Source organism: Leptolyngbya sp. FACHB-321 (genome assembly GCF_014695975.1).
GTDB lineage: Bacteria > Cyanobacteriota > Cyanobacteriia > Leptolyngbyales > Leptolyngbyaceae > Stenomitos.
Genome location: NZ_JACJPI010000074.1, coordinates 1 through 24,593 on the forward strand (window position 1 = coordinate 1; position 24,593 = coordinate 24,593).

Consider the following 24,593-nt stretch of genomic DNA (forward strand, 5'->3'; position numbering starts at 1 on the left):
ATGAATCACGTCTTAAAAGCTGTTGCATTAGACCCTGAACAGCAAAATGCTTCCTATTCTGATCCAACGCTGCCAGTTGTGCCTGAGCTAGTTGAGGGTATAAGTCAATTTATTCACAGCAGTAGAATACGCCGTGAGTCTGACCAGTCGCTGCACCGGAACGTGTCAAGTTAAGTGGTTGAGTTGCAAAGGTTGTCTGCGTCCGGTGAGCTTGGTCGTTAGCCAGCTTTCGCAATAGGGTTATCGAGGGGTTGGGAAGCTGAAGACCCCGGTACTTCAACGGTATCAGTGAGGGGCGATCGCCCCCACAGCAAGAGGTTGCGCTCATCGAGGCGATCGCCCAAGTCTCAAGTCCCACAGCGTTAGCGTCTCAGAGATCGCTCCAGTGCCATAAATATCCACTTTGCATCGGCTAGAGCGTACTCTTCCAGGCGACTAAAGGAATGAGCAACAGCACACCATTCAAAGCGGCGATTGCCCAGCTACAGTACACTAACCACTTCCCAGTTGAACGAGCCATCCAGCGATAGCGAACCAACAGCCAAACAAAGACCCACTCCAATAAACAGCCTCCGACAGCCATGAAACCAAGATAGATTGCCGCACGCTCGCTGATGTCACCGGGATAGAGGTCAGGATTGGTAATAAAGAAACTGCAAATAGCCATCATGCCAGCGGTTAGAAGCATTACAAATAGGCTCAGTAGGCTGAGGCAGAGAACCAGAATGGTTTTAACCAGGGGCGATCGCGCTGATGAAGAATCGTGAGACATGGTTGGCTAAAGAGCGAAGGCAGAACCCATTCGCTAAACTTATGGATGTAGAAAATATTATAGTCATCGCAGAAAACTATATCTGTGTTGTGACAGATGTTGCTCCAACGGGCGATCGCTAAAGAGCGCAAGCTAGCACGTCGCTGCAACGCGCTATTTATAAGTGTTGGTGGCGTGGCAAAGGTTACTTGCAGTCATTGAACTGTGCCGTTAGACACCCTCCACGAACCTGTTGGATACTACCTAATCTTTGCAAGGCATAAAGAGTGAGTTGCTGATAAGCAGGGCTTCAGGATACGTATATATACTTACGAACGTTTCACTTAAAAGAGGAAATATTTTAAGATATTGAGCTGAGTGTCTAACAATTCTGTTGAAGCAGACTGCCAAAGGCACTGGTGTAGATGCAAAGGTTATTCACATCCGCTTAACAGAACCGTTAGCCATCCATCTAAAAAGTGGCAGTCATCCTTTTCATCATGTCTATGGATGTATGAGTGGGTACAAAACTAGCCCGGCGATCGCTGCAATCATGATAACTACAGGCTCTGGTAGCTTTTTGCCGAGCTTCCACAACGCGATTAGCGTAACAAGCCCAATCAAGAGCGTTGGAATGTCCCGCAGGGATTGCCGTCCCAAAATTACAACGGCTCCCGCGATCGCCCCAGTTGCAGCAACAGTTACACCATTGACGAATGCAGAAATCCCAGGGTTCTTGCCGTGCTTCTTGAAATAAGGAGCCGGGATGATGGTGAGCAGGTAGCAGGGAATGAACATGGTGATCGCAGCTACACAAGCTCCGGGAAAACCTGCCACGAGAAAGCCAATAAAGCCTGTTGTAATCACGACGGGTCCCGGTGTAATCATGGCAACGGCAACCGCATCAAGAAACTGTTGAGTATTGAGCCAATTGAAGTCTTTTACCACTCCGCCATATAAAAAAGGGACGATAGCTAAACCACTGCCAAACACAAATGCGCCTGCTTTTGCAAAAAATAGGGCAATCTGCCCAAGCAGCTCAGGTGGAGCAGGCGGCACTGTTGCCAGAAACGGTACGAGCGACACTCCAATGAAACTGTTCAGTCGATTTTGCTTGAACCAATTTTGAGGCGGGAATTTAATGAGCAAAACGAGGAACCCTGAAGCTAAAATTAGCTCCACTCGTTCTGACTCTGTAACAATCGTTGCAGCGGCATTGACCAGAAAAATGCCCCACAGCAACCAGTCCCTACCAACAGTTTTGCGCGTCAATTTATAAGCACTAATGGCAATGATGCCAATCACAGCCGCTCCAACACCATAGAATACTGCCTGCATCCAACTCAAACCACCATAAAGGGTATACGCCCATCCCAGCGCAGCGACCATCAAAAATGACGGCAGGACAAAGGCAATGCCGACCAGTGCAGAACCTAAAATGCCATAGTGAACGTAGCCCAGGTAAAACGACAACTGTGCCGCCAGTGGACCGGGAGCTACTTGAGCCAGGGTTAAGCCTTCTTGATATTCCGCTTCAGACATCCACTGGCGCTCTTCTACCAGGTCCCGATGCATGTAGCCAACCAGTGCGATCGGTCCACCAAAGCCTAGCGTGCCTAGTTTTAGAAAATACTGAGTCAGTTGTTTGAGAGAATAGTCTGGTTGATGAGTGGTTAAAGGGTTAGGAGCCGTCATGGTTTTTGAGTAGAGCGAGTTTGAAGATCTGATTGAGTGGCTGCTTTAGAAGCTTTCTGCAAACAGTCGGCATATAGCCCCTCAAATAGCGCAATTCCATGAGCTTCCAATGCCGCGTTGCTAAAACCAGCCAGCAACCAACCGCGTAATAAAGCATCAACACCTGCAATTTGAGGGTGCAAGTACAGCCCATCCCGCAGATCAATTTCATGGACAATTTCTGCGATCGTTTGCAATCCTGACTCCTTCAGACCAAAGGATTTCACCATGACCTCAAACGTACACAAATTGCCCTGATGGCGAAACTCACCTTGATTCATATCAAAGGAAATTTCGCGATCTTTGGCAGTTTTGGCATAGCGAATCACAGCTTCAGGATGAATAAAGCGTCGAATTAGCCAGATACAAGCTAGACGATCGACATGAGGTTGAGGTCTTGTTACCCACTGGACATGACGATACTGTTCGATCGCTTGGGGAGTAATGTTTACAGCAGGACGTTGTGGGAGGAGTGATTGAGTCAGCTGCTTGAGGCGCGCTATGATCCTCTCCTGTTCAGGACAGTCAAAGAAATCGATTTGGCGAATTTCGGCATGGTGCTTGTAGAGCTTTTCTAGGGCGTCGCGAATTGAAGTGCGTTGTGAAGCAGTTCCCCCTTCGGGGTCATCGACAGTTTCATCCAGGTCTGTCAAGGCGCTCTCTAACTCCACCAGCTTCGTCTCTAGTCCTGCATAGTCCTCCTGGCGAGCCTGACGAAACCGATTGATGATGTCTTGATCACTCACGCCTTCAAACCACTCTACCCGCATGATCAGTGCTTCTCCCTTTGCCTGTTGCACCTCTTGAGCCAACCATTGAAACGATTCCAGACAATCCTCTTGCTCAGGCAAAACCTGTACGCCACTTAGGGCGATCGCTCCAATTCGCCGCAACCGTCGCCACAAAGTGACCCGTGGACTGGAAGACGATTTGGATGGTAGAGAATAGGTAAAAACTAACCAACTCAAAGCAGTAGCTCCAGCCCGAAAGAAGAGTAACGAATGCAACTGCAAATTGCAACATCTGTTGCTTAAATATATGGTCAGCCACATCAACCAATAGCTAACAAACCCAATGCACACTGGCTGCCAAGAGGTTATCTTTTGAGCACCAAGGTTTGTCTACGGCGGGTGATTGGGGTCGTTAGCCTGTTTGCGTTTCGGGTTTTGGTAGCCGTTGCAGAATTCTTGAGGAGCATTCAAGATTTGGCTATTGAAAAATAGCCTGTGTGGTAAGTGCGATCGTCGATCTTATAGTGCGATCGCAACTTTGTAAGGTGCGTCATGACGCACCTTTGATTATGAGGTGTAGCCACAACCAAAATAACTGACAAACAAAAATAACAACCCTATTCTGAATATGTGAGCAACAAACCTGCTGAATTGCTAAAGTACCCAATGAGCAATCCTGAATCGAATCTTCCTTTCCAAGTCACGCAAACTGTTTCGCGCGGTGGCACGACCATCGAGCTTTTAGAATACAAGCCACTGGCAGGCAGCGAAAACTTTGCCATTGCTGAGCAGCTTTACACGCTCAATCGGGCGGGGGTACATCTTCGACAGTTGCGTATCCGCCTCGACAACGATGCCGTTCGCACTGAGCCTGGAGCGCTGCAATTCCTCAAAGGTCGGATCAGCATGGAAAGTTCGACGGGCGCAGGCAGTGGCGTTGGTAGCTTCATGAAAGGCGCGATCGCCGCTGCCCGTACAGGAGAAACCATCTTCAAGCCGCTTTACCGAGGCACAGGCGAAATTTATCTGGAGCCAACCTTTGGGCACTACTGGCTGATGCAGCTTAACAACCAAACGCTGTACGCCGATCAAGGTTTGTTTTGCTGCTGCGAAGATGCAATAAAAGTCGAGGCACACAAAGTCGAGAGCTTCTCGGCACGAGTGGCAGGCGGAGAAGGTCGCTATCAAACCAAAGTCAGCGGTGCAGGCATTGTCGTCTTTCGCATTCCCGTTCCTCAATCTGAAATTCTTTCCCTGTCGCTCAATAACGAAACGCTTCAGGTAGACGGTTCATTTGCCTTGCTGCGTACTGAAGGCGTACGATTCAGCGTCGAGCGAGCTTCTAATTCGTTTTTAGGAGCCATTACCAGCGGGGAAGGGGTGCTGCAAACATTTCAAGGAACTGGCAAAGTGTGGGTTGCTCCCACTCAGCCAGTGTACGATCGCATGGGCTTTCTACCCACTCAATAAACATAAGTGCGATCGTAACTTGTAGGGCGCGTTCCTTAATATAACTCTTGCTAATCCATTGGTAGATTTCTGGGAACGCACCATGCTCATGCTTGAAGCCAGTGACCGCAGTCTAACAACGACCATGCACGCCGACCGTCTAGAAGTTATCTGTTGACATTCAAAGGTTATCTGTGGCGGGTGATGAGCAACGTTAAGATCATCAATCAAACGTCAGTAAGCAAGTAGGGTGAAAACGCCTGTCCTATACGTTTGTGAGATGGAATCGTTCACATATAGTTAGCGTAGCGATCGCTAATTCTTAATCGCCGAGCTTGTAGGTTCGATTTGGGCGTAAAATTCTACACCTTTAGGCTTTAGTTACAAGCTGCCAAGTACGATCAGCTAAAATACACAAACTCTCGATAGCTCATCGGCGATAGGAGGTTGCTGTGATCGATTTTCAGGAAAGTGTCTTGTTCAAGCTCGAACCGATCGCGGTCGATCAAATGCTTAAACCGATCAGCAACTTCCTTCTTGAAGACGAAACAGTGCTGGCAGTATTCAAGACCGTGCGTGATCAACTTGTCTTTACTAGCAAGCGAATTATTGCTGCCAATGTACAAGGATTGACTGGCAAAAAGGTTGATTACACATCGATCCCCTACAGCAAAATACAAACATTTTCGGTAGAAAGTTCAGGTACTCTTGAGCGAGATTGTGAAATAGAGATCTATATCAGCTCTATTGGCAAGATTCGTTTTGAAATACGAGGCAACTTTGATGTGATTGCGTTCAACAAAGTGATTAGTAAGTATGTCTTGGCATAAATGAGTTGACACGGTACGGAAGGGGAAAGCCATACGATTGCTTGATTCATTACGTTGAGTCGCTTTTTAACGAGCGTATCTTTGTGATCGCAACACCTGTTCAGCCGTTAGCATTAGCGCTTCCAATTGGGATTGGACGATCGCTTCCCCCCTGTATTCTTCTGCTTCGTAGAGCCGAGCAACCAGCGTGAAAACCTTTACTTTGGCTAGACGAATGGGTAACGATCGCTGCCACAAAGCAGCGGAAGAAAATAAAGAGAATTTGGTGCTTTCCGAAAGACATCGGTTATTCTGTGTTTCCTAACGTGTCATTTCTTCTTGCCGTGCAACTATGACTGCTGCTACACAACCGCCCCGTTCCTACGATGTGATTGGCTTTGGTGATGAAGTGCCTGGTGTGCTAGCGCTGGTCAGTGCTGCTAGGGAGTATCGTCGTCGCACGGGTAAAGCACTGCGAACGCTGCTGATGTTCAAGGGTAATTCCCAAGAGGGCGTTGGCGGGCATTTGGTACGGGGAGGCTTGGCATATCTCGATCGCTCCACCATTCCGGCTGATATCCGTCAGGCGTATCAGTTGCCAACCTTTGGTGAGCCAGCTGCCATCTATCAAGAGTTTTTGCAGCGATCGGGCGTGACACAAATCGGGCTTGATCCACGCAAAGCGGATGCTGCGCTGCGTGCCATGTTGAGCGAGGTTGGCGCTGACATCATCAGTCGCGTGCAAATTCAGTCTGTGCTAAAGGATGGTGCAGCGTTGACGGGTATTCACCTTGCTAACGGCAATATCTTTTTGGGCAAGCAGTTTATCGACTCCAGCGTTAATGCAGAACTGGCTCAAGCGGCAGGCGTGCCGAAGTTTCAGGGCTTTGGCACCTTTGGGTTGCCCGATTCAGAGTTACCCGTGACGCTGGCATTTGAAAGCCAGGGCTTGAGCCTTCAACGGCTGAAAGAGGTGGAGCTAAGCTATCTCAAACGCTTCACCAATCCCTACGATACGGAGGCACAACGCTACATTGCGATCGCTGCTGGTGCTGACCCGGCTCTGATTAATCAAATCCGTAGAAGCCTTGCTGATGAACAGGGTAGGCTCCGCACCATGTACGTGGGGCAAGACCACGCAGATGTCCGCAGTCAAGCCCTCTCTGTGACCTATCACGCTTTTCGCGGCAAAAAAATGTTTTTGCCTGAAAGTGGCGTGCTGCTGGATCACGCAAACATTGCCATTTTGCCTGGCGGTCGCCTTTCGTGGAATGCGCTCATGTTTTATGTCAGCGGTGCCCAGTCAGAGGCGCTGGCACGGGGAGCCGCCAAACCTACGCCTGCCATGCTGGAGGAAATGAGCTTTGTGACCAAATGGCTAAAAAGTTTTGGCGCAACGGTGGTGAAGCCTGCATCAGAGCTTTACATTCGCCATGCGGGTAATATTCAAGGCGCTGTAGAGCCTCTGAGTGGTGCTCAGATGCTGTTTGGGGGTGTACCCGCTGCCAGCGCGATCGGCACGTTTGGCTATTACCTGGATGTGCGGGGTGGCATTACAGGCTTGGGCAACAAAGCAACGGCAAAAGGTATGAGCAGCATTTCGTTTCATCATCCGCCGCTATTTAACATTGGCATTCGCCATGCGCTGCTTCGGGCAGTACCCAACCTGGCAGTCGTTAGCCCAGCATCAGGCTTTGATGGCTATGCCTGTTCCGCAGGCAGAATTGTGGAGTTCAATACGGCTGTGGGTCATGGTCTTGGCATTGCGGCTGCGATCGCGCTCACCAGTAATCGCACGCTAGCATCCATCACCAATGGCGAAGTTAGACAAGTGCTAGCAACAACGGGGAAACTGCCGCGCATTTACGGTCAAAGCTACGCGCTGGAGGCGACTCGGTTGCAAGATTTTGAGTCACTTATGATGATTGCGTGATGGAAGCCAAAGGCGAGATCTAGGAAGCAAGGGGGCTGGGAAAGCAAAGGGATAGGGAAACAGAGTGATTCACAACTTAAAACTTTTAGCCTTCAGCTTTCAGCCTTTTGCCCTCTGCCTTCTGCCCTCAACCCTTAAGCAACCGAAGACCGCTGAGGGTAACGATAACGGTTGAGCCTTCGTGTCCGATTACGCCTAGCGGTAAGGTGATGTTGCCACCGAAATTGGCAAGCAACAGCAGTAGGATGAAGCCGATCGCAAACACAATATTTTGCTTCACTACCCGCTGCGATCGTCGGCTCAAAGTAATGGCTTGCTCCAGCTTTTCCAGGCGATCGCTCATCAGCACAATGTCGGCGGTTTCGAGCGCTACATCACTCCCAGCAATACCCATCGCAATGCCGACGGATGCTTGAGCCAAAGCAGGCGCATCGTTAATGCCATCGCCAATCATGGCAACGTGTTGATACTGCTGCTGTAAGCGCTTAATGACGTGTAGCTTGTCTTCTGGCAGCAGGTTAGCGTAGACCTGATCCAGTCCCAAAGACTGCGCTATACTTTGCGCGGTGCGCTCGTTGTCGCCTGTCAGCATCACGATTTGTTCGATGCCCAGCGCTCGTAAGCGGGCGATCATTTCAGCAACATGAGGACGCAGGCGATCCGCAACTGCAATCAACCCCATCACCTGCTGCCCTTGAGCGACCCAAACGACCGTTTTGCCATCCTGCTCTAGAACCTGCGCTGTTTCAATGAGCGATTGAGAAAGCTGCGTCGTCTGGCTAACAAAATTTGCGTTGCCAACCGTTACCGTTTGCTGGTGATAGGTGCCAACAATACCTTTACCAGGAAATGCCTGCACATCCGTTGCAGCAGTCCATTGCAAGCCTTGTGCCGCTTGCACGATCGCGTCTCCGAGGGGATGCTCCGAACTGGATTCCAGCGCAGCGGCAACCTTGAGCACGTCGGCTTCAGCATAGCCATCGGCGGCGATGACCTTGTAGACTTCGGGCTGACCGAGGGTGAGCGTACCTGTTTTGTCGAAGGCGATCGCCCGTACCTGCCCGATTAGTTCTAACTGTGCGCCATTTTTGAACAGAATGCCCTGTCTAGCTCCATTCGCAATGCCCGACAGCAGCGTTGGCATTGTTGCCGCCATCAGTGCACAGGGCGACGCCACCACCAAAAAAATCAGCGCTCGATAAATGGTCGTTTCCCAACTCCAGCCCAGCAGAAAGGGTGGCAGCAGCACTAAGAGAATGCCTGCGAGCACAATCACCTTGGCATAGCCGCGTTCAAACCGCTCAATAAACTGCTGTGAAGGCGGCGTTTCAGTTTGAGCTTGTTCGACCAGACGAATGACGCGCTGAATCAAGCTGCTTTCAGGTGGTTGATGCACTGTGAGCTTGAGTGCGCCATGTCCGTTAAGGGTGCCAGCAAAGACTGTATCCCCGATCGCCTTCTCAACAGGCATCGATTCGCCTGTAATGGCTGCCTCGTTGAGCGTGCTATACCCTTCCTGGATCACGCCATCGGTGGGAATCAACTCTCCAGGTCGGACGAGCACGCGATCGCCCACCTGCAATGTATTGACGGGCATCAACGCTTCCTGTCCGTCCCGCAGCACTCTCGCCGTATCAGCCGTGAGGCTCATCAAACTGCGAATACTTCGCTCAGTGCGCCGCATCGCATACCCTTCTAGCGCGCCACTAATGGCAAAAATGAGGATCAGCGTTGCCCCATCCACAATGAACGAGTATTCGCGTTGCCACAAGCCCAAACCTGCTGCCCCCAGCGCTGCCATAATCATCAGCAAATCCACATCCAGTTCTTTTTCCTGGAAGAGAGTGGTCAGCCCTTCACAAGCACTCTCGTAGCCACCAACAACATACGCAGCAGGCAGCAGCAAGAGCGCTAGCCCTACCCACCCGATATGTAAGGTGAACCAGCCAAACAGCAGCAGTACACCGCAGAGGGCAGCAGCAACAACATCAGCGTGGTTTTTAGCGAGTTGGGTTAAGCGCGAGGGGTACAGCATGGCGATCAAACGGGAAGACTCCTACACGCTAAACCTTGACATTGATGTTAATGTCAAGAAAAAAGGCAGGGGCAAAAGGCAGAAGGTAGAGGGTGGAAGGCAGAGGACAGAGGATGACGCGATGGTTGACCGATCGTTAACGATTAAAGAACTAACGGATGCCGTTGGGTGTGGTATCTCGCCTCGCATGGTGCGGCATTACCATCAGTTGGGGTTGCTGCCACAGCCAGCTCGATCGTCCGGTAACTATCGCCTGTATAGCCAACGGGATGTGCAGCGGCTTCAACGCATTGTGGCGCTCAAGCAGCAAGGCTTTCAGCTCTCTCACATTCATAAGCTGCTAGAAAGTGAGCCAGAAACCGACACGGCTGGAACCTTGATGGTGCAGCTTCAACAGCAATATCGATCGATCATTCAGCAGATTGCCCACCTACGGCAAACGGCATCGGCGTTAGAAGGCTTGCTGGGGCGTGATCAGCAGTGCCAGCACGTACAGGCAGAGGCGATCGCTCAACTCAAGCTTCTAGAAGTCGAAACCCAGACGCGGCTAGATGGGCTAGAACAACTCTGGGGTGGGTTAGATGCAGCTGTTCATGCCCATCCTGAAGCGTTTCAAGAATCGCTGGAGCGGCTGTTACCTGATCTATCCGATCGCTCCGAGATTGAAGTTGATTTGCTTTCAAAGCTAGTGCTGGCGTGCGGGGATGTGAGCTTAGTGCCGTTTGTGAAAGTAGGTAAAGGGGCGATCGCTGCTAGCCGGAATGCTCTTAAAGCAGGCTGTCGTATTGTGGCAGACGTTCCCATCGTTCACGCTGCGCTCGATCATACTCGTCTCGCCCATCTCGGTTGTACGACCGAAACCTTGGTAGATGACTGCCATATCACCAGTGCCGCCGAGGCAGAACAAGCATTTTGGCAGCATTCAGAGTGGAAGGCGCGACTATGCGACTTGCCGGATGGCTGCATTATGGTGGTTGGGTACGCGCCTTCAGTGCTGTTTGCAGTATGTGAGGCGATTGCCACCCAACAGCTCCGTCCCGCTCTCGTCATCGGTATGCCGATCGGCTTTAGCCACGCGCCTGCTGCCAAGCGACAGTTGATGCAAGTCGGTATGCAAGGTGGTGTGCCCTTTATCACACTGGAAGGCACGATCGGCGGTGGACTGCTAGCAACCGTAGCCTTAAACGCGATCGCCGCTTCTCTTCTTGAAAAGCCTGATTGCCACTGTTATTTGAGCAAAGCTTGAGGGATGGCAATTAGCTATCAACTGTCGGCTATCAGCTATCAGCTTTTTTAGATGTTGCTTAGAGGTGTAAATTTGGGCAGAGCGAACCACCGTTTGCACCTACAGCATCGGTTGCAATTTGAATTAACAGCCCACTTGAATGTCTACCGTCTGACCGCTGACTGCTAACCGCTGACCGCTAACCGCTATTACCTCAAAGTTCTTGCCGTTATCTCCGGAATGGCAAAGTCTCATGGTGTAGCTAGCTTTGGCTAATTTTGCCTCAAAATTTTTGTCCCAGAGAGTAGACATCGCAATACTACACGTGTAGTATGTACAAAGTAAGTTTTTGTCAGAGCCATTCCATGATCAGCACACCCTTATTGAACTTATATAGCGCGATGCAGCAGCGACCCGATAGCGGTTCGGCAGCAATCGTCGTGCGGCTTAAGTTTAAGGGCGAGTCTGTGCTGTCAATGGGCAAGGCTCCAGCGATTACAGGCACGATAATCACCATTGCGAAGTGGTTTCTTTCTGGGCTTCTTTTGGATCGATCAATGCAAAGCGGGCGGTGTAGGCATAATCCTGCACCAACATAAGGCAACCAGTACGGACTGACGCTATTGACCCCCGCTTTTGGATAACCAGAGGCGGGGGTTGTTTTTTAGGAGGCAAGCAGGATGTTAAAGCTGACCTATATCGAGGACGGGTTACACCTGGAGCGGATGACCGCTTCTTTAGATGTGCTGATTGCACAACGAGTGCTGTTGGCAGTGCGTGCCGGACAAAAACTCTACATCGAACCCAGCCAAGCTGCTTTTTTGCTGCCTGCGGATGCGCCTAGCCTGTCGCATCTAGAACTAACGCTGAAGCTCGATCGTAGCCAAACCATCACGGTGACAACTGTTGATCATGCGTTTGTAGAAATCAGCCTACAAGGAAGCTGGATTGCGGAACATCATGACGCGCACGAAGGGATGTTTCTCACAGCTTGCTCCGATCGTGCGGAGTTCTTTATCTACAAGCTCTGGCAACTAACACAACTGCATGCCTCATCCATGGCAATCGGCGATGGACGCTAAAACAGGGCGTTGAAAGAAGCGCTCGCTTCCTTCAACGCTTCTCCCTTTGCTGGTCGATTCAATCTGTATCTATGACATACCAGACGTGTAACCAAATCAAAGCCTTAGTGCAAGCGTTTGAGCAGCACACCTTGCCGCGATCGCAGTGGACGCATACAGCCCATCTCACCCTTGCTTTGTGGTATCTGGCTCACTATGCTCCGTCTGAGGCGATTGATCGAATGCGTGATGGCATTCAGCAGTACAACGCTGCACAAGGCATTCAGCAAACCAAAAACAGTGGCTATCACGAAACGATTACGCTGTTCTGGCTTTGGGTTGGGCAGTGGTATCTAGCCGATCGTCGAGTCTCTCGTTTAGCGCTGGATGCGATCAATCAATTTCTTGAACGCTGTAATGACCCAACGCTACCGTTCCACTATTACAGCCGCGATCGTCTCCTGTCTTGGGAAGCCCGCACGAACTGGGTTGAGCCAGATTTACACCCATTGCCGTAAAGTTGCCCACCCAAAAAGATGCGTCGCTACAGTTAACCCCTGCTTTTAGCTCTTGAGAGGGAGGTTGATAAGCGTTGCTTGCCGCGACAATCAAGTAATCAAGGCTGTTTTTAAATAGCAGGTTACTGAAGCTTATGAAAATACTACGAATCATTGCGGCTATCCTCCTACCGCCCCTCGGTGTCTTTCTGACATCCGGTTTGAGTCTCGCTCTTCTAATTAATGTCGGTCTTACAGTGTTGGGTTATGTTCCTGGCATCATTCATGCGCTGTGGGTTGTGCTGAAGTCGTATGAACACGCGGCTGTTGATCGCGGTGCTTACTAAAGCACAGAGAGAGCTTCGCGTAAAGGCTTAGTTAAACTGTGAGCGCTTCTGTTGAAGACAAAGCTCCTGCATCTCTTTTTAGCAAATGATGGGGCTACGATTGAGCAGCAAAGGTAGCTACTAGCAATTTGCTAGCTATCAAAACAAATATAGAAATCAAAAGCGCTGGAGAGTCTTAAGCGAATTCTCCAGCGCTTTTGTCGGTTTATTTCAGAATCAGCGATCGCACTCACGGCTGCAAGCTAAAAGCTTCAATCCGCAGTCTTAATTTGCCGTGCCATATCTAGGAAGGACGACATATTTGCACCAGGACGACGACGACCATTCGAGCTACCGTTAGAGGCCAAATACTTAGGCGCAAAGGTAGTCACTGTCGGCTGCGGCAGGTTTAAGGCTGCGTTTGCCGCTACAGGTTTAGGTGCTGGTTTGGGTTCAGCTACAACAGGGGGTTTAACCTGATTTGACTGCACCACTGCTTTAGCAGGTTCCGCTTTAATGGGTTCTGCTTTAGCAGGTTGCTGCTTCGACGCTTGTGCAGGAGTGGCAGCACTACCAACACCTTTTGCATCGTCAAGCTCTAGGAAATAGCCAGAGTTCCGGGCTTTGCGTGGCTTAGGCGCAGCTTCTGCGATCGCCTCCTGAGATTTTTTGGAGCCAACCAGTCCACCGAGAAAGGAAAAAAGACCAGACACTATATTTTTGAGAAGATTGACAAAACTGCTCATTGCAACTGCTCCTGAAATGCGTACCGACGTACTCGCGCAACGGTTGGTAAAAGGTTTTTCTATTAAGCCTCACTACCAGACTCAAATTATCGCGGTTTTAGGCGTACATAAGGGCTAGTGTTGCGATTTATTAATTGTTTTTGCTGGCTTTTATTAATTACGTTCACCGCTTTAGACCATTTGCCTGTCTGTCCTATTATGATCGCGCCTGCCCTCTCCCTCGATCTAGACTCAAGACATGAGTACGCAGCACACGCAATGAACCCTTCAATACCCAAGCATCCCGTTCTTCTCCTTCATGGTATCTGGGATACAGGCACGATTTTTCGCCCGATGACTCGCTACCTCAACAGTTTAGGCTGGGAAACGCACGACCTCAACCTCACGCCCAACAATGGTGATGCCTGTCTGACTTCTCTAGCCCAGCAGGTTGCAGATTATGCCGATCGCACCTTTGCCCCCGGCACCCCCTTTGATTTGCTTGGGTTTAGCATGGGTGGCATCATTGGTCGTTATTATCTTCAGCGCTTGGGTGGACTCGATCGTGTGCAGCGATTCCTCACCCTCTCATCACCCCATAATGGCACCTGGGTTGCCTATGGTTCTCTACGACTAGGCTGTATGCAAATGCGTCCTAACCATCCCTTTTTGCACGACTTGAATCGAGACATTAAAACGCTCGACCAACTCAACTTCACCTCCATCTGGACGCCACTTGATGCCATGATTGTGCCCGCCAGCAGCTCACAAGTGCCGGTTGGTCAAGACGTTAAAGTTTGGGTGCCCCTCCACCGCGATATGGTGTCTCATCCCCAAAGCCTTAAAGCCGTCGCTACTGCACTAGCTGAACCCGTGACAGTCAAGAGCTTGCGCTGAAAGTAGTGGGCTCAAAGAATGAAGGAACAATAAAGCTATCTAAATAAGTCAGGGATTTCTCGGTGAGGGAAACCACACTTAAAGAACAATGAAATGTTGAACGATGCACTTGTAGCTGTACGGCACTAAACAATTGCTATCAAGTGCAGTTCAACATAATGGACAAGTCTAATCAAAAGCTGTCTTCATCTTTGCAACAGCTACTCGAAGAACTGGAAAGTTTAATCGTTCTTGAACTTGAAAGAAGCGGTAACTCTTGGATTAGTGTGGCTAGGCTCGCTAAGTTATTTCATAACCAGTATGGAATATCGCTTGAAGAGAAAATAAAAATTCAAGGCTATAGTGACGGATTGAGGAGTCTACTCAAAAGTAGCAGACGCTTTTCGATTTACAGTAGCCCAATACCTCAACAGTTCTATGTAGCTCTTCTTCAAAGAATAGTCCCTGATTTTCAACAGCCGCCAATCACTACTACATATTATAAAAGCGAGCGACTGCTAAAAATTGACGGGCTGCTGAAAAGGATGAAAGCCGAGAGCACTGAAGAAAGTTCATGCTGTCAAGCTCCTCTAAAATCAGAACACTGCTCAAGTATGCCAACTGAGATTAAATCAGTAAATGACTTAGAGATAGCTTTGATGAAAATCATCAAGAATCTATCAGAAAACAATCCGAAAAAGTTTGTACTTATCACGGTATTAAGCAGAAAATTTTACGATTACTATCAGCAACCGATCAAAGCTATAGTAAAAAGTATGTGTCCTGGTATCAAACTAATAGAGCTACTTAAAACTATTCCTGATCTTGATGTACAGAAAGTGAACCATGTTTGGCAGGTTGCTGTAAAGCCGTATTCAGTTGAGTAATATGTTGATGCGAGAGCATCAACATACTGTAATTGGATCTTCTACAAGCTCTTACTTTCTAATGTTGTAGATTAAGTTCGCTTGCAGGTGTTAGTGAGAAGATGATATATGGCTGATAGTAGGTTGATCGCTTCTAGCTAGAAGAGTTTGATTGTGTGAGTCAGGATTAAACAAGTTCCATTGCTAGAGACATTGCACTTGATGACTGCTCATCCTTTAAGCGGTAGCTCGATTTGAAAGGTTGAACCTTTTTCCACAGTGCTGGTAGCGGTGATGCGTCCTCGGTGTGCGGTGATGATTTGTTGTGCGATCGCCAGCCCTAAACCAAAGCCACCTGTTTGCCGCGATCGTGCTGTATCTACGCGATAGAAGCGCTCAAAAATATGGGGCAAATCCGCCGCAGGGATGCCGATACCGTTATCTTCGACCTGAATGATGGCATGGCGTGACATGGTTGAAAGGCGCAACTGTACATTGCCGCCTGACGGTGTGTATTTGAAGGCATTGCTAAGAAGGTTGGTTACAGCTTGCTTAAGCAAATCTGGGTCAGCGTTCAGCGTGACTGCTTGCTCTGGTAGCTGGCTAGTAAAGGTTAGCCCTTGTGCAATTGCCTGAGCCGTTTGGTCATGGATGAGCGATCGCAGTAATGCTACTAAATCCACAGGCTTTAAGCTCTCTAAAGCGAGCGCTCCTTCGCGGCGAGAGAGAAACAGCAGATTACCAATGAGCACACTCATCGACTTCGCTGTTTCGACAATCTTTTCGAGCCGCAAGTGCTGTTGTGCGCTGTCCTCAGGGGACATTAGCCCCACCTGGGCATTACTTAACACTGCTGCCAGTGGTGCCCGCAACTCATGGGATGCATCCGCTGTGAACCGTTGAAGCTGGTCGTATGCCCGCCGCGTGGGTTGCATGGCTATGCCACCTAGAAACCAGCCTGTAATGCCGATGATACCTAGCGTGACAGGCACCCCCAATGCCAGATAGAGCCGCACACGATCGAGGCTTTCTCGAAGCGGTGTCAGTGGTTCCGCCACCTGGAGATAGCCTACCAATTGCTGATTCTGTAGCAGTGGGAGGGTGATTTGACGCAGCCACTGGCTTGACGGCTCACCTCCCTGCAAGTCAGCGATCGCGATCGTTTGGAACTCTGGTACTGCGGTCAGGCGTATGGGCGCAGGTAAGCCAATAAACCGGACTAGATAGCCTTTCGCGTTATACCAACGGACGTAAACTAAATCACTGCTGCGTGAGAGTCGATCGCTCCCCAGCCACGGTGCCTCTTCTGGCTCAATCTGCCACTGCCCCCTGTGCAGCCGAATTGTTGCACCAGACGCGATCGCCTTACTTTTCTTGTAAAGCGCCTGGTCAAACGCTTGTAGCTGACCCTCGACGCTTAAGTAATAGCTCACGCCTGCAAACAGGACAAGAATGCCCCCCATTGAGAGAGCAAACCAGTAAGCTAAATTGCGACGACTGCGGGTAAACATGGAAGGGCAAGAAGTTGTTAGTTGTTAATTACTAGAAAAGGCTAAGGGCTAAAGGCTAAAACAAAATACTCAAGCTTTCTCTCTCTGCCTCCCCTGCTGCCTCTGCTCCCTCTGCCTTCTCTTTCCCATTTCCTACTCCCCACTCCCCATTTCCTTATCTCTCTCCGGTGGCTGTAACCGATAACCCATGCCGTAGATCGTTTCTAGCCAATCTTTGGCGTTCACGGCTTGCAAACGCTGCCGCAGCCGACGAACGAGCGTTGTGACAGCGTTGCTTTCTGGTTCGGTGCCCCAGCCCCAGAGCGCTTGCTCGATTTGATCGTGAGAGAGCACCTGTCGGGGGTGACGCATAAGGTATTCCATCAACTGAAATTCTCGGCTGGAGAGTTGGGTCGTCATCTGATGGCACTCTAACGTTAAGGTGCTTAGATGCAGGCGTAAGGCTTCTAGAGACAGCAAATCGCCTTGCCAGAGAGGCGATCGCCGTCGCAAGGCGCGCACTCGTGCCAGTAGCTCTACAACATCAACGGGTTTGACCAAGTAGTCGTCAGCTCCAGCATCTAGCCCAGTCACCTTATCGGCGATCGTATCTTTTGCCGTTAGCATCAAGACAGGCGCAGTTTTACCAGACTGGCGATACTGCTGGCACAGGGCGACGCCGCTCGTGCGGGGCAACATCCAGTCAAGAATCAGCAAGTCATAGTCTTTTTGCGACATGAGCCACTGTGCCGTTTCACTATCCGCGATCGCATCCACAATATGACCCGCTTGCAAGAGTGCTGCCTGCAAGGGTTCCAGTTGTGCTAAGTCGTCTTCCACCAGTAGAATCAACATCGATCGCGGTGACGGTTCTTTCTGCTCTATCGTAGCGAGTGAGGAGTGAGGAGTGAGGAGTGAGGGGGTTTGAGTTAATTTAGCCTTCAGCCCTCTGCCTTTTCCCTTCAGCCCTCTGCCTTCTGCCTTCTATCTTCTGCCCTTCCCCTTTGCCTTTTACCTTCTCATGCAGCCTGGAGAATACGATGCAGTGCTTGGTGGTTCTAGCCCTTCGCCTATGGGCGCAATGGTGCTGGGTGGGCTGGAAGGTGTCAAGCAGCGCTTTGGTAGCGCGATCGTTGCCCAGCGGATTGCCGCACTGCTGGAAGCACATAAATATGGTCAAATCGAGCTAGATTTGCTGATTCAAGCGTTGCAAGACGAATCCACTCAGGTGCAGAAAGTTGCTTACTTGAGGTTGCAAACGCGCCAGGAATCCAAGGCGAAACGGGCACTGCAAGCGTATGACCCTTATGCATTATTTGAGAGTTTGGCGACACTCAAGGGGCACTTAAGCGGTGTGACGGCGGTGGCAATCAGCCCTGATGGACGATCGCTTATTAGCGGTAGTCGTGATGAAGTCATTAAAGTATGGGACTGGTGGGCGCAAGAAGAGATTTTTACGCTTAAGGCGCACTCGTTTGTCTATGCCATTACCATTAGTGAGGATGGCGAAACGTTTGCAATTCGCGGTCGTAATCACATCATCAAAGCATGGAGCCTGCGAACAGGCCAGCAGATCCGCCCGGAAATAGGCGCGCTGAGAACGATCGCCTCTGTCACCTTGACGGACGATCGCCACCTGATTAGCAGTAGCCAAAACGCCATCAAAATCTGGAACCTCAAAACAGGACGCGAACTCTGCACCTTGCAGGGGCACAGCAGTTTAGTGACAGCCGTAGCCGTGAGCGCCGATAAGCAAATGATTATTAGTGGCAGTGAAGATCGGACGGTGCGAGTATGGGGAGTGGCGTAGTGTACGCTGCATCAAGATGGGTCAGGAAACGTTTCATCGAGCTGGAGTCGTATGCCTAAAAACGAGTTGCCATCAGTATGGCAAGTGAGAAACCAAACGTTTGACTGGGGCGATCGCACGTATTTGATGGGAGTGCTGAACGTCACGCCGGATAGCTTTAGCGATGGTGGTTTGTTCCATCAACCAGAGGCAGCGATCGCGCAGGCACGGGCGCTCATTGCGGCGGGTGTAGATATCCTCGATGTTGGTGGACAGTCTACTCGTCCCAATGCGATCGAAATCTCGCTGGATGAAGAGCTAGAGCGTGTGCTGCCGATTATTCAGGCAGTGCGGCAAGAGTCTGATGTGCCGCTTTCTATTGACACAACGCGAGCTGTTGTCGCCCAAGCCGCGATCGCCGCTGGAGCCGATCTAGTCAATGATATTTCTGGGGCAACCTATGATGCTGAAATGCTGTCAGTGGTGGCAAAGCTGGGGGTGCCGATCGTGCTCATGCACATCCGTGGTACGCCTCAAACCATGCAGCAGCTAACGGATTACGAGGACTTAATTAGTGATATTCTGACGTTTCTAAAGGCACGTATTGATGCCGCGATCGCTTGTGGCATTGACCGCTCTCGTATTGCGATCGACCCCGGCATTGGGTTTGCCAAAACTTATGCTCAAAATCTGGAAATTTTGCGTCGTCTACCTGAGTTTCATGCCCTTGGCTACCCGCTTCTTGTTGGCGCATCCCGCAAAAGCTTTATTGGTCACATTCTGAACCAGCCAGACCCTCAGCAGCGAGTTTGGGGCACAGCGGCAGCTTGCTGTGCGGCGATCGCAGGCAAAGCAGATCTGCTTCGAGTCCACGATGTCAAAGAAATGAAAGATGTTTGTCGTGTCGCGGATGCTTTGTTCAGATCCTAAGTTCTGCACACCAAACTTTAGCTCGACTTTAGCTAAATTGTGAAATCTCCTTCTACTGACACCTCTAGAGATCAGCAAATTGCCGAACCTTTCTAAGAGGCTGTCTTAAAAATTCACTTGCTTGTAGCTTTAGCGACTGAAGTTGTAGCTACATGAAAAAAAGCTGCCGCCCCAGGTTGCAAAACCCTTTCGCTCGGTTAGTCTGCGTCGGCGGACTTTGTTCTCATAGTTGCGGTTTTAACCGCCAGACACTTTTTATTTAAACATGCAAAAATCGATCATCTAGACAGCATTGGGACAAGCGCCTGCACCTGGTATTACCCTCATCCTGGTAGAAAAAAGCTTGATGAAGCATCAAACGATGGTAAGGGCTGTGATCCTTGCTTCTACGTATGAAAGCTTAGGCAGCAGTGCTGACCAGTAAAGTTTAGATATTTTTTATGCAAAGAATATGTGAAGACCAGTCAAAATACTGGTAATACACGCAGAAGCTAACTAAATTTATGGCAATAGCAATAGAGCCGCTATGGATTCTCGTCATCCTTCAGGAGTAGGACTACAGACAGTCTAAATCCTAGAAAATCGACAAATAGGGGCTTCTCGCTTCTCTAGAAGTTAACGTCTGGATGAGTGTCGCTATAAAGCGTTTAACTCCACGTGCAAAGAACAATGAAACTAATAGATTATTTTGAACGTGTATACATAATTCACTTGCCCGAGCGGACCGATCGCTATCAAGCGTTAAGCCGTGAGCTAGCGGCTATTGGGGTTGATATTAAAGGACCGAAAGTTCACCTACCACCGCCCCCTCGCCCATCGGAGTCGAACGGCTTTCCTTCTATCGGCGTTTACAGTAACTTTATTAGACACCTTGGTATTCTTAAAGAGTGTTTGAAAGACGGTATAGAAAGAGTTTGGATACTTGAGGATGATGCCATTTTTCGGCGACAGCTTCGGCAAGAGAATGAGCAGGAAAAGCTGATCAATCGATTAGACAAAGATGACTGGGGTTTATGTTACCTTGGTCACGCGATCGAGCAGAGTGCTTTACGCTCTTATCCAACCGGTCTTGTACCGTTTAAGGAAGAATTCCTCTGGGCACATTGCTACTGTGTTCATGCCCGCGTACTGCCTCAACTCGTGCACTATTTTGAAGAAACGCTGCTGAATCCTCCAGGTCATCCTAGGGGTGGTCGCCTCTACATTGATGGTGCATTTAATCTTTTTCGCTGTCTTCATCCAGATGTCGTTTGCCTGGTAAGCAACCCTAATCTATCCAGTCAAAAAGGCTCACCAAGTAGTCTGGCAAACAGAAATTGGTATGATCGAGCGACAGTTTTTAAGCCTCTTGTTACAGCGGGTCGCTCCATTCGTGACGAGCTATGGCGGTTAAGTAGCTAAGACAGCTTTGTAAGTTATAGAAATAGCATTCAGTAGTTTCGGCAAGCGAGTCCTTTCTCAGTTCTTTAGATTGCATCAGTGGGTGATCTGATCTAAAGAACTGAGAATATCAAAAGCTTTTGAGATGGCTGGTCTGACTTATATTCTGTATATCTCAGTTCAGATCAATAAACTTCAGATGCAAATGCCTTTAGCGAATCCATAGCTAAAAAAGTTCCCAAGCAAAGCGCCTGGGATCTGTGTGAGGTGTGACTAGTTAAACGCGAACGTATGGATATTAGCAACGTGAGCTAGCGCCTTCCTCAATCTTTAGGTATCCATTCATCTCTACCAGAAGGCTGACGACAGCTTCAAAACAGCGCTTGGTCAGGTACATAGCTAACGAGCAGAAAGCCTCTTGTGCCGCTTTAATTAAGGATTCCTAACAAGATTAGCTGCCTCTAATCTCAGGCGCTGTTGCCAGCGTTGCCGCACCCCGTTGCATCGCCTCCACATCGTTAGCTGTCCAGACGCGAGAACTTTGGCAGTGATGCGCCACTAGCAAGCCCCACAGTCCTTTTGGCGTAAGAACAGGCACAACAAGATTTGCCCGCACGTTCATGCTGCGTAGAAAGTCGCGATGGCACGCCTGAATTGGTTCCACTTCGATATCAGCGATCGCTCGCACCCGTCCTGCCTCATACATGGCAGCATAATCACCGTTGAAACACTCATCGGGTCCGGTTGAGCCAAAGATGGTGTATTGTGCATCGCTGAGGGATTCAAACGTGACTCGTCCCTGCCATTGACGATAAAAGTAGTACAGCACCAGGCGATCGACTTGCAGCAATTCTCGCAACTGGCTCGTTGTTTCCTGGATGAGCGCATCGCGCTGCAACGTGCCAGAAAGACGCTCAAAAACATTTTTTAGTCGACGCTCGGTCTGGTTCCCCAGAACGGTATTAAAGGCTTTGCTAGGATCAGTACTCACAGCTTTAGAATGTTCCGCTCACTCAAAGACATGAATTATGATCGTAGCTGCAAATTGAAGCAGCAGGCTCTTGAATCTGCATTTTTTTAGCGCTGCCCCTGCGATCGTTGTCGTAGCAGGCGTTTTATACAACTGCAACAGCATCAACGTGAGTACATAATATTTCTCTGACTCCTGGTTACTCGCGTTTCACGACGGTATGCCCAAGCAGCTTCTATTGACTTCATTTGATATCTGGGAACCTCATCACGTTTCTAATGCGTCTGATGACCTGCTGGCAGCGATGGAGCAGCAACGGCTGTTAGCTTGCATTGAGGCAAAGATAAAACTGTTACGCAAAGTGCCCGTTGATTTTGTACTCGCGCCTCAACAAGTCATTGCTGAAAGTGATGCTTTAAAGCCAGATCTCATTCTCTGCTGTGGTATGGCTGAGAGCCGAACACTCTTAACCCTGGAATCAAATGCTAAGCATCAGCTAGATCATCAACTAGACATTCTTTGGACGACGATCGACATTGAGCGCCTGGTAGGAAAAATGCTGTTTACTAAAGTCAGCCATGATGCTGGAGCGTTTGTTTGCAATCATCTTTATTACTCAGTTTTGAAGCATATTGAAAGTCATCGACTATGCTGTCAATGCCTCTTTGTCCATGTTCCCGTTTTAACTAAAACAAACCTTTCCCTCATACTGAAAGACTTCTATACGCTTCTACAAATGCTTGTCTAGTCTTACTTAAAGCACCTGGAGCTTGTTGGCAAAACTCAGAGAATAGCTCAACTGTTTTAAGAGCGATCGTGGTGTATGCTCGTTTGAATTAGCTGATCATTTCGCTTCTAAAACTCATCTACAGAGATAATTTAGTATCCATGCTTTCGTTGTTTTCTAGCCTCATTCTGGCGCAAACCACTCCAGCCGTACCAACGATGACTAGTCAAGAAGTAGTGGTGCCACAGCAAATGCGATCGCTGCCGGGGCAACTTGATGACGTATTAGTTTTCAACAGCAATAGTCCCGAATTGGTGCAGGAAGAAGGAATTCTGCTCTCAACGTTTTCGCCACAGGGAAAACAGACCCCTGACGCACATTTAGACGTGCTGTTGCAAGGACGCTTTGATGTGTTTGCTCACCATATTGCTAAGGCTAAAGCAGACGATTTACGCACGCTTTATCTAGGCATTGTGCTGCACAATCCGGGTAGCCAACCCATTACAGTGGATGTGTTGCAGGCTGCCAGCTACCTCAGCCAGCCAGATGCCCCCTTTGCGACCCTGCCACCGTCTGTCGAGAATCCCACTGGCGATGTCTTTGCGGGACCCGGTAGCCGTGCAACAGATGCAGTGTTACGTGGGCGGCGGCAGAGCGATTTTCCGGCGCAGCTTGCCATTCCCCCGGGTGAAAGTCGGTTGCTGCTGAACATGCCGATTCCAGTCAAAACGCTGACGCCACCGTTAAATGGACGATCGACCGTGATGCGGCTTCGCAGTACGGGTCGGGTCTATGCTGCCAGTCTTGCTAAGTTCGCCACCCAGAATGCCGATGACAGCGAAACGGCTCCTACCCTGGAGGAGTGGCAGACGTTGTTGGAGACTGGCAAGCTGGCGACACCGCGCGATCGCACTCCAACGCCGCTTGACCAAACCAAAGGGGCAATGGTTTATGGGCGCGTTGCTGGCGTTGCTCAAGGCTCACGGTGGATCGCCCAAATTGTTGACCCTGAGCAAACCAGTAAGTCCAACTCGCAGCAATGGTCTCTTGCTATTCCTCAGGCGGGACAGGCGTTTTCTTACGGACTCAGTACCTTACTGCGCGGTACGTTAGGCACTGGGCAAGTGCAATCAGCGCCGATGGTGGCACGGTATCCCGATACGGCATATCAAGCGCATGGCAACTATGCGATCGAGTACAATCTGACGCTGCCCTTGCAAAATACGACGGATCAGCCGCAAACGGTGGCGATCGCCCTCGAAACGCCAATCAAAGAGGAGCAACCCAAGGAAGGACTCCGCTTTCTGGAACCACCTGCCAAACAGGTCTTCTTTCGTGGCACGGTGCGCCTGCGTTACAACGATGATCAAGGGCTACCCCAAACACGCTATGTGCATCTCGTGCAGCGTCGAGGGCAACAAGGCGAACCGCTAATCGTGATGAATCTGGCAGCGGGCGATCGTCGTTTGGTACAGGTCGATCTCCTGTATCCACCAGACTCCACGCCGCCACAAGTCCTGACGGTAAGAACGTTAAAGGGTGAGCAGTAAGAAAGTAGCAATGATTGAATACCGGGAGAACGAGAATCTGTCCTTTGAAGAATATTATGACTTTTTGAAACGGAGTGATCTTGGGGGGCAATACCCTAAAGAGCGTTTTGAGGAGAGAATCAGAAGGCTCCTGGCTAGGCGGTCAGTTGCTATCACTGCCAGGAATGATGAAGGGAAACTAATTGGGATAGCCTTCGGTGCTACAGATTTTACCTACTTCCTTTTTGTCACAGATCTCGGCGTCGATAGGGCTTATGCAAAACAAGGCATAGGAAGTGAATTACTGGTTCGCCTTCAAGAGGCGGCTGGTGGAAAAGATGATATTACGGTTGTTACTGTGGCACATGAAACTGTTACAGGCTTCTATGAGAAGTGTGGCTACGTCTCTGAGAATCGTCTGTTCTGGAAGCGCTGCAATCTCTGGAGCGAATTTAAAGTAATTTAGATCAGCGTGATTGAGAACGGTATGCAAACTAAATGAGCGAGTCGTGAATCTCTAGAACACTATCTCAATCTCCGCTATCCGATCACGGTGTATCCAGAGCCAGAAGGTGGTTACGTAGCGATGATCAAAGATCTGCCGGGATGCATCACGCAGGGCGAAACGCCAAATGAAATTATGGCGAATATTGAGGAAGCGCGACAACTTTGGATTGAAACGGTATACGAGAACGGCGACGAGATTCCGCTACCGTCTGATGCTTTATAGCTGATGAGTGAGGTTTTCGTTTTTCGGACG

Annotated in this window: 27 protein-coding genes and 1 pseudogene; 16 read left to right on the plus strand and 12 right to left on the minus strand. The window is 49.7% G+C overall.

Annotated elements, in window-relative coordinates; genetic code table 11:
- Positions 1 to 218: 218 nt before the first annotated feature.
- From H6F76_RS31140 to H6F76_RS21020, 4 genes are all read right to left on the minus strand, one after another.
- A complete protein-coding gene (locus H6F76_RS31140; RefSeq protein ID WP_277881263.1) occupies positions 219 to 344 on the minus strand; it encodes a hypothetical protein in 126 nt (41 codons plus the stop codon).
- Between the two features lie 68 nt (positions 345 to 412).
- Entirely contained in the window at positions 413 to 772 is a 360-nt protein-coding gene (locus H6F76_RS21010; protein WP_190449013.1) for a hypothetical protein, read from the minus strand.
- A gap of 483 nt (positions 773 to 1,255) precedes the next feature.
- Positions 1,256 to 2,446, minus strand: coding sequence for a chromate transporter (locus H6F76_RS21015; RefSeq protein ID WP_190511248.1), 1,191 nt, complete (start codon positions 2,444 to 2,446; stop codon positions 1,256 to 1,258).
- Positions 2,443 to 3,453, minus strand: coding sequence for a chromate resistance protein ChrB domain-containing protein (locus tag H6F76_RS21020; RefSeq protein WP_199322274.1), 1,011 nt, complete (start codon positions 3,451 to 3,453; stop codon positions 2,443 to 2,445). The genes H6F76_RS21015 and H6F76_RS21020 overlap by 4 nt, the downstream gene beginning before the upstream one ends.
- 393 nt (positions 3,454 to 3,846) lie before the next feature.
- Here H6F76_RS21020 and H6F76_RS21025 point away from each other — a divergent pair, with 393 nt between their 5' ends.
- Positions 3,847 to 4,686 (plus strand): AIM24 family protein, encoded by an 840-nt coding sequence (locus H6F76_RS21025; protein ID WP_190511250.1) that lies wholly within the window; start codon positions 3,847 to 3,849, stop codon positions 4,684 to 4,686.
- Positions 4,687 to 5,117: 431 nt separating this feature from the next.
- Positions 5,118 to 5,495 (plus strand): PH domain-containing protein, encoded by a 378-nt coding sequence (locus H6F76_RS21030; RefSeq protein WP_190449009.1) that lies wholly within the window; start codon positions 5,118 to 5,120, stop codon positions 5,493 to 5,495.
- A gap of 66 nt (positions 5,496 to 5,561) precedes the next feature.
- Here the strand turns inward: H6F76_RS21030 and H6F76_RS21035 are convergent, their stop codons facing one another.
- Positions 5,562 to 5,732: a hypothetical protein gene (locus H6F76_RS21035; protein WP_190511251.1), complete on the minus strand. Its 171-nt coding sequence runs from the start codon at positions 5,730 to 5,732 to the stop codon at positions 5,562 to 5,564.
- A 94-nt stretch (positions 5,733 to 5,826) separates the two neighbouring features.
- On the opposite strand from H6F76_RS21035, the gene H6F76_RS21040 reads away from it, so the two are divergent.
- On the plus strand, positions 5,827 to 7,407 hold the full coding sequence (locus H6F76_RS21040; protein WP_190511252.1) for an FAD-dependent oxidoreductase: 1,581 nt from the start codon (positions 5,827 to 5,829) through the stop codon (positions 7,405 to 7,407).
- A 127-nt stretch (positions 7,408 to 7,534) separates the two neighbouring features.
- Here the strand turns inward: H6F76_RS21040 and H6F76_RS21045 are convergent, their stop codons facing one another.
- Complete coding sequence (locus H6F76_RS21045; RefSeq protein WP_190511253.1) at positions 7,535 to 9,442, minus strand: heavy metal translocating P-type ATPase; 1,908 nt, start codon at positions 9,440 to 9,442, stop codon at positions 7,535 to 7,537.
- Between the two features lie 121 nt (positions 9,443 to 9,563).
- Between H6F76_RS21045 and H6F76_RS21050 the strand changes: the two genes are divergently transcribed.
- Positions 9,564 to 10,688 carry a precorrin-8X methylmutase gene (locus H6F76_RS21050; RefSeq protein WP_190511522.1) on the plus strand — a complete coding sequence of 375 codons (1,125 nt, stop codon included), beginning with the start codon at positions 9,564 to 9,566 and terminating at the stop codon, positions 10,686 to 10,688.
- Between the two features lie 123 nt (positions 10,689 to 10,811).
- Here the strand turns inward: H6F76_RS21050 and H6F76_RS21055 are convergent, their stop codons facing one another.
- Both H6F76_RS21055 and H6F76_RS21060 read right to left on the minus strand, forming a co-directional pair.
- The gene (locus tag H6F76_RS21055) at positions 10,812 to 10,979 is read right to left on the minus strand and encodes a hypothetical protein (RefSeq protein ID WP_190511255.1); all 168 of its coding nucleotides are present in this window, start codon (positions 10,977 to 10,979) and stop codon (positions 10,812 to 10,814) included.
- A gap of 40 nt (positions 10,980 to 11,019) precedes the next feature.
- Positions 11,020 to 11,184 carry a hypothetical protein gene (locus H6F76_RS21060; RefSeq protein WP_190511257.1) on the minus strand — a complete coding sequence of 55 codons (165 nt, stop codon included), beginning with the start codon at positions 11,182 to 11,184 and terminating at the stop codon, positions 11,020 to 11,022.
- Between the two features lie 163 nt (positions 11,185 to 11,347).
- Here H6F76_RS21060 and H6F76_RS21065 point away from each other — a divergent pair, with 163 nt between their 5' ends.
- From H6F76_RS21065 to H6F76_RS21075, 3 genes are all read left to right on the plus strand, one after another.
- Entirely contained in the window at positions 11,348 to 11,749 is a 402-nt protein-coding gene (locus tag H6F76_RS21065) for an alr0857 family protein (RefSeq protein ID WP_190449003.1), read from the plus strand.
- Positions 11,750 to 11,820: 71 nt separating this feature from the next.
- Complete coding sequence (locus H6F76_RS21070) at positions 11,821 to 12,246, plus strand: hypothetical protein (RefSeq protein WP_190511259.1); 426 nt, start codon at positions 11,821 to 11,823, stop codon at positions 12,244 to 12,246.
- Positions 12,247 to 12,380: 134 nt separating this feature from the next.
- A complete protein-coding gene (locus tag H6F76_RS21075; protein WP_190449001.1) occupies positions 12,381 to 12,572 on the plus strand; it encodes a YqaE/Pmp3 family membrane protein in 192 nt (63 codons plus the stop codon).
- A 251-nt stretch (positions 12,573 to 12,823) separates the two neighbouring features.
- Here the strand turns inward: H6F76_RS21075 and H6F76_RS21080 are convergent, their stop codons facing one another.
- On the minus strand, positions 12,824 to 13,297 hold the full coding sequence (locus tag H6F76_RS21080) for a hypothetical protein (protein ID WP_190511261.1): 474 nt from the start codon (positions 13,295 to 13,297) through the stop codon (positions 12,824 to 12,826).
- 258 nt (positions 13,298 to 13,555) lie between these two features.
- On the opposite strand from H6F76_RS21080, the gene H6F76_RS21085 reads away from it, so the two are divergent.
- Both H6F76_RS21085 and H6F76_RS21090 read left to right on the plus strand, forming a co-directional pair.
- Entirely contained in the window at positions 13,556 to 14,173 is a 618-nt protein-coding gene (locus tag H6F76_RS21085; protein ID WP_190511263.1) for an alpha/beta fold hydrolase, read from the plus strand.
- Between the two features lie 158 nt (positions 14,174 to 14,331).
- Positions 14,332 to 15,039, plus strand: a complete 708-nt coding sequence (locus H6F76_RS21090) for a hypothetical protein (RefSeq protein WP_190511265.1) — start codon at positions 14,332 to 14,334, stop codon at positions 15,037 to 15,039.
- A gap of 209 nt (positions 15,040 to 15,248) precedes the next feature.
- On the opposite strand, the gene H6F76_RS21095 is transcribed toward H6F76_RS21090, so the two are convergent.
- On the minus strand, positions 15,249 to 16,529 hold the full coding sequence (locus tag H6F76_RS21095; RefSeq protein ID WP_190511273.1) for an ATP-binding protein: 1,281 nt from the start codon (positions 16,527 to 16,529) through the stop codon (positions 15,249 to 15,251).
- A 132-nt stretch (positions 16,530 to 16,661) separates the two neighbouring features.
- Positions 16,662 to 17,363 carry a two-component system response regulator RppA gene (gene rppA, locus H6F76_RS21100; protein ID WP_190511275.1) on the minus strand — a complete coding sequence of 234 codons (702 nt, stop codon included), beginning with the start codon at positions 17,361 to 17,363 and terminating at the stop codon, positions 16,662 to 16,664.
- 166 nt (positions 17,364 to 17,529) lie between these two features.
- Between rppA and H6F76_RS21105 the strand changes: the two genes are divergently transcribed.
- The 3 genes from H6F76_RS21105 to H6F76_RS21115 all read left to right on the plus strand — a co-directional run bounded on the left by H6F76_RS21105 (position 17,530) and on the right by H6F76_RS21115 (position 20,628).
- Positions 17,530 to 18,318 carry a WD40 repeat domain-containing protein gene (locus H6F76_RS21105; RefSeq protein WP_190511278.1) on the plus strand — a complete coding sequence of 263 codons (789 nt, stop codon included), beginning with the start codon at positions 17,530 to 17,532 and terminating at the stop codon, positions 18,316 to 18,318.
- Positions 18,319 to 18,369: 51 nt separating this feature from the next.
- Entirely contained in the window at positions 18,370 to 19,227 is an 858-nt protein-coding gene (gene folP / locus H6F76_RS21110) for a dihydropteroate synthase (protein WP_190511280.1), read from the plus strand.
- Positions 19,228 to 19,896: 669 nt separating this feature from the next.
- Positions 19,897 to 20,628 carry a hypothetical protein gene (locus tag H6F76_RS21115; protein WP_206754402.1) on the plus strand — a complete coding sequence of 244 codons (732 nt, stop codon included), beginning with the start codon at positions 19,897 to 19,899 and terminating at the stop codon, positions 20,626 to 20,628.
- Between the two features lie 430 nt (positions 20,629 to 21,058).
- On the opposite strand, the gene H6F76_RS21120 is transcribed toward H6F76_RS21115, so the two are convergent.
- A complete protein-coding gene (locus H6F76_RS21120; protein WP_190511282.1) occupies positions 21,059 to 21,598 on the minus strand; it encodes a GAF domain-containing protein in 540 nt (179 codons plus the stop codon).
- A gap of 217 nt (positions 21,599 to 21,815) precedes the next feature.
- Here H6F76_RS21120 and H6F76_RS21125 point away from each other — a divergent pair, with 217 nt between their 5' ends.
- From H6F76_RS21125 to H6F76_RS30645, 4 genes and pseudogenes are all read left to right on the plus strand, one after another.
- Positions 21,816 to 22,325: a peptidase C15 gene (locus tag H6F76_RS21125; RefSeq protein WP_242036781.1), complete on the plus strand. Its 510-nt coding sequence runs from the start codon at positions 21,816 to 21,818 to the stop codon at positions 22,323 to 22,325.
- A 140-nt stretch (positions 22,326 to 22,465) separates the two neighbouring features.
- Positions 22,466 to 23,854, plus strand: coding sequence for a DUF3370 domain-containing protein (locus tag H6F76_RS21130; protein ID WP_190511284.1), 1,389 nt, complete (start codon positions 22,466 to 22,468; stop codon positions 23,852 to 23,854).
- A gap of 10 nt (positions 23,855 to 23,864) precedes the next feature.
- The gene (locus H6F76_RS21135; protein ID WP_190511285.1) at positions 23,865 to 24,299 is read left to right on the plus strand and encodes a GNAT family N-acetyltransferase; all 435 of its coding nucleotides are present in this window, start codon (positions 23,865 to 23,867) and stop codon (positions 24,297 to 24,299) included.
- 81 nt (positions 24,300 to 24,380) lie between these two features.
- A pseudogene (locus tag H6F76_RS30645) lies at positions 24,381 to 24,551 on the plus strand (type II toxin-antitoxin system HicB family antitoxin); the annotation flags it as partial.
- Positions 24,552 to 24,593 lie beyond the last annotated feature (42 nt).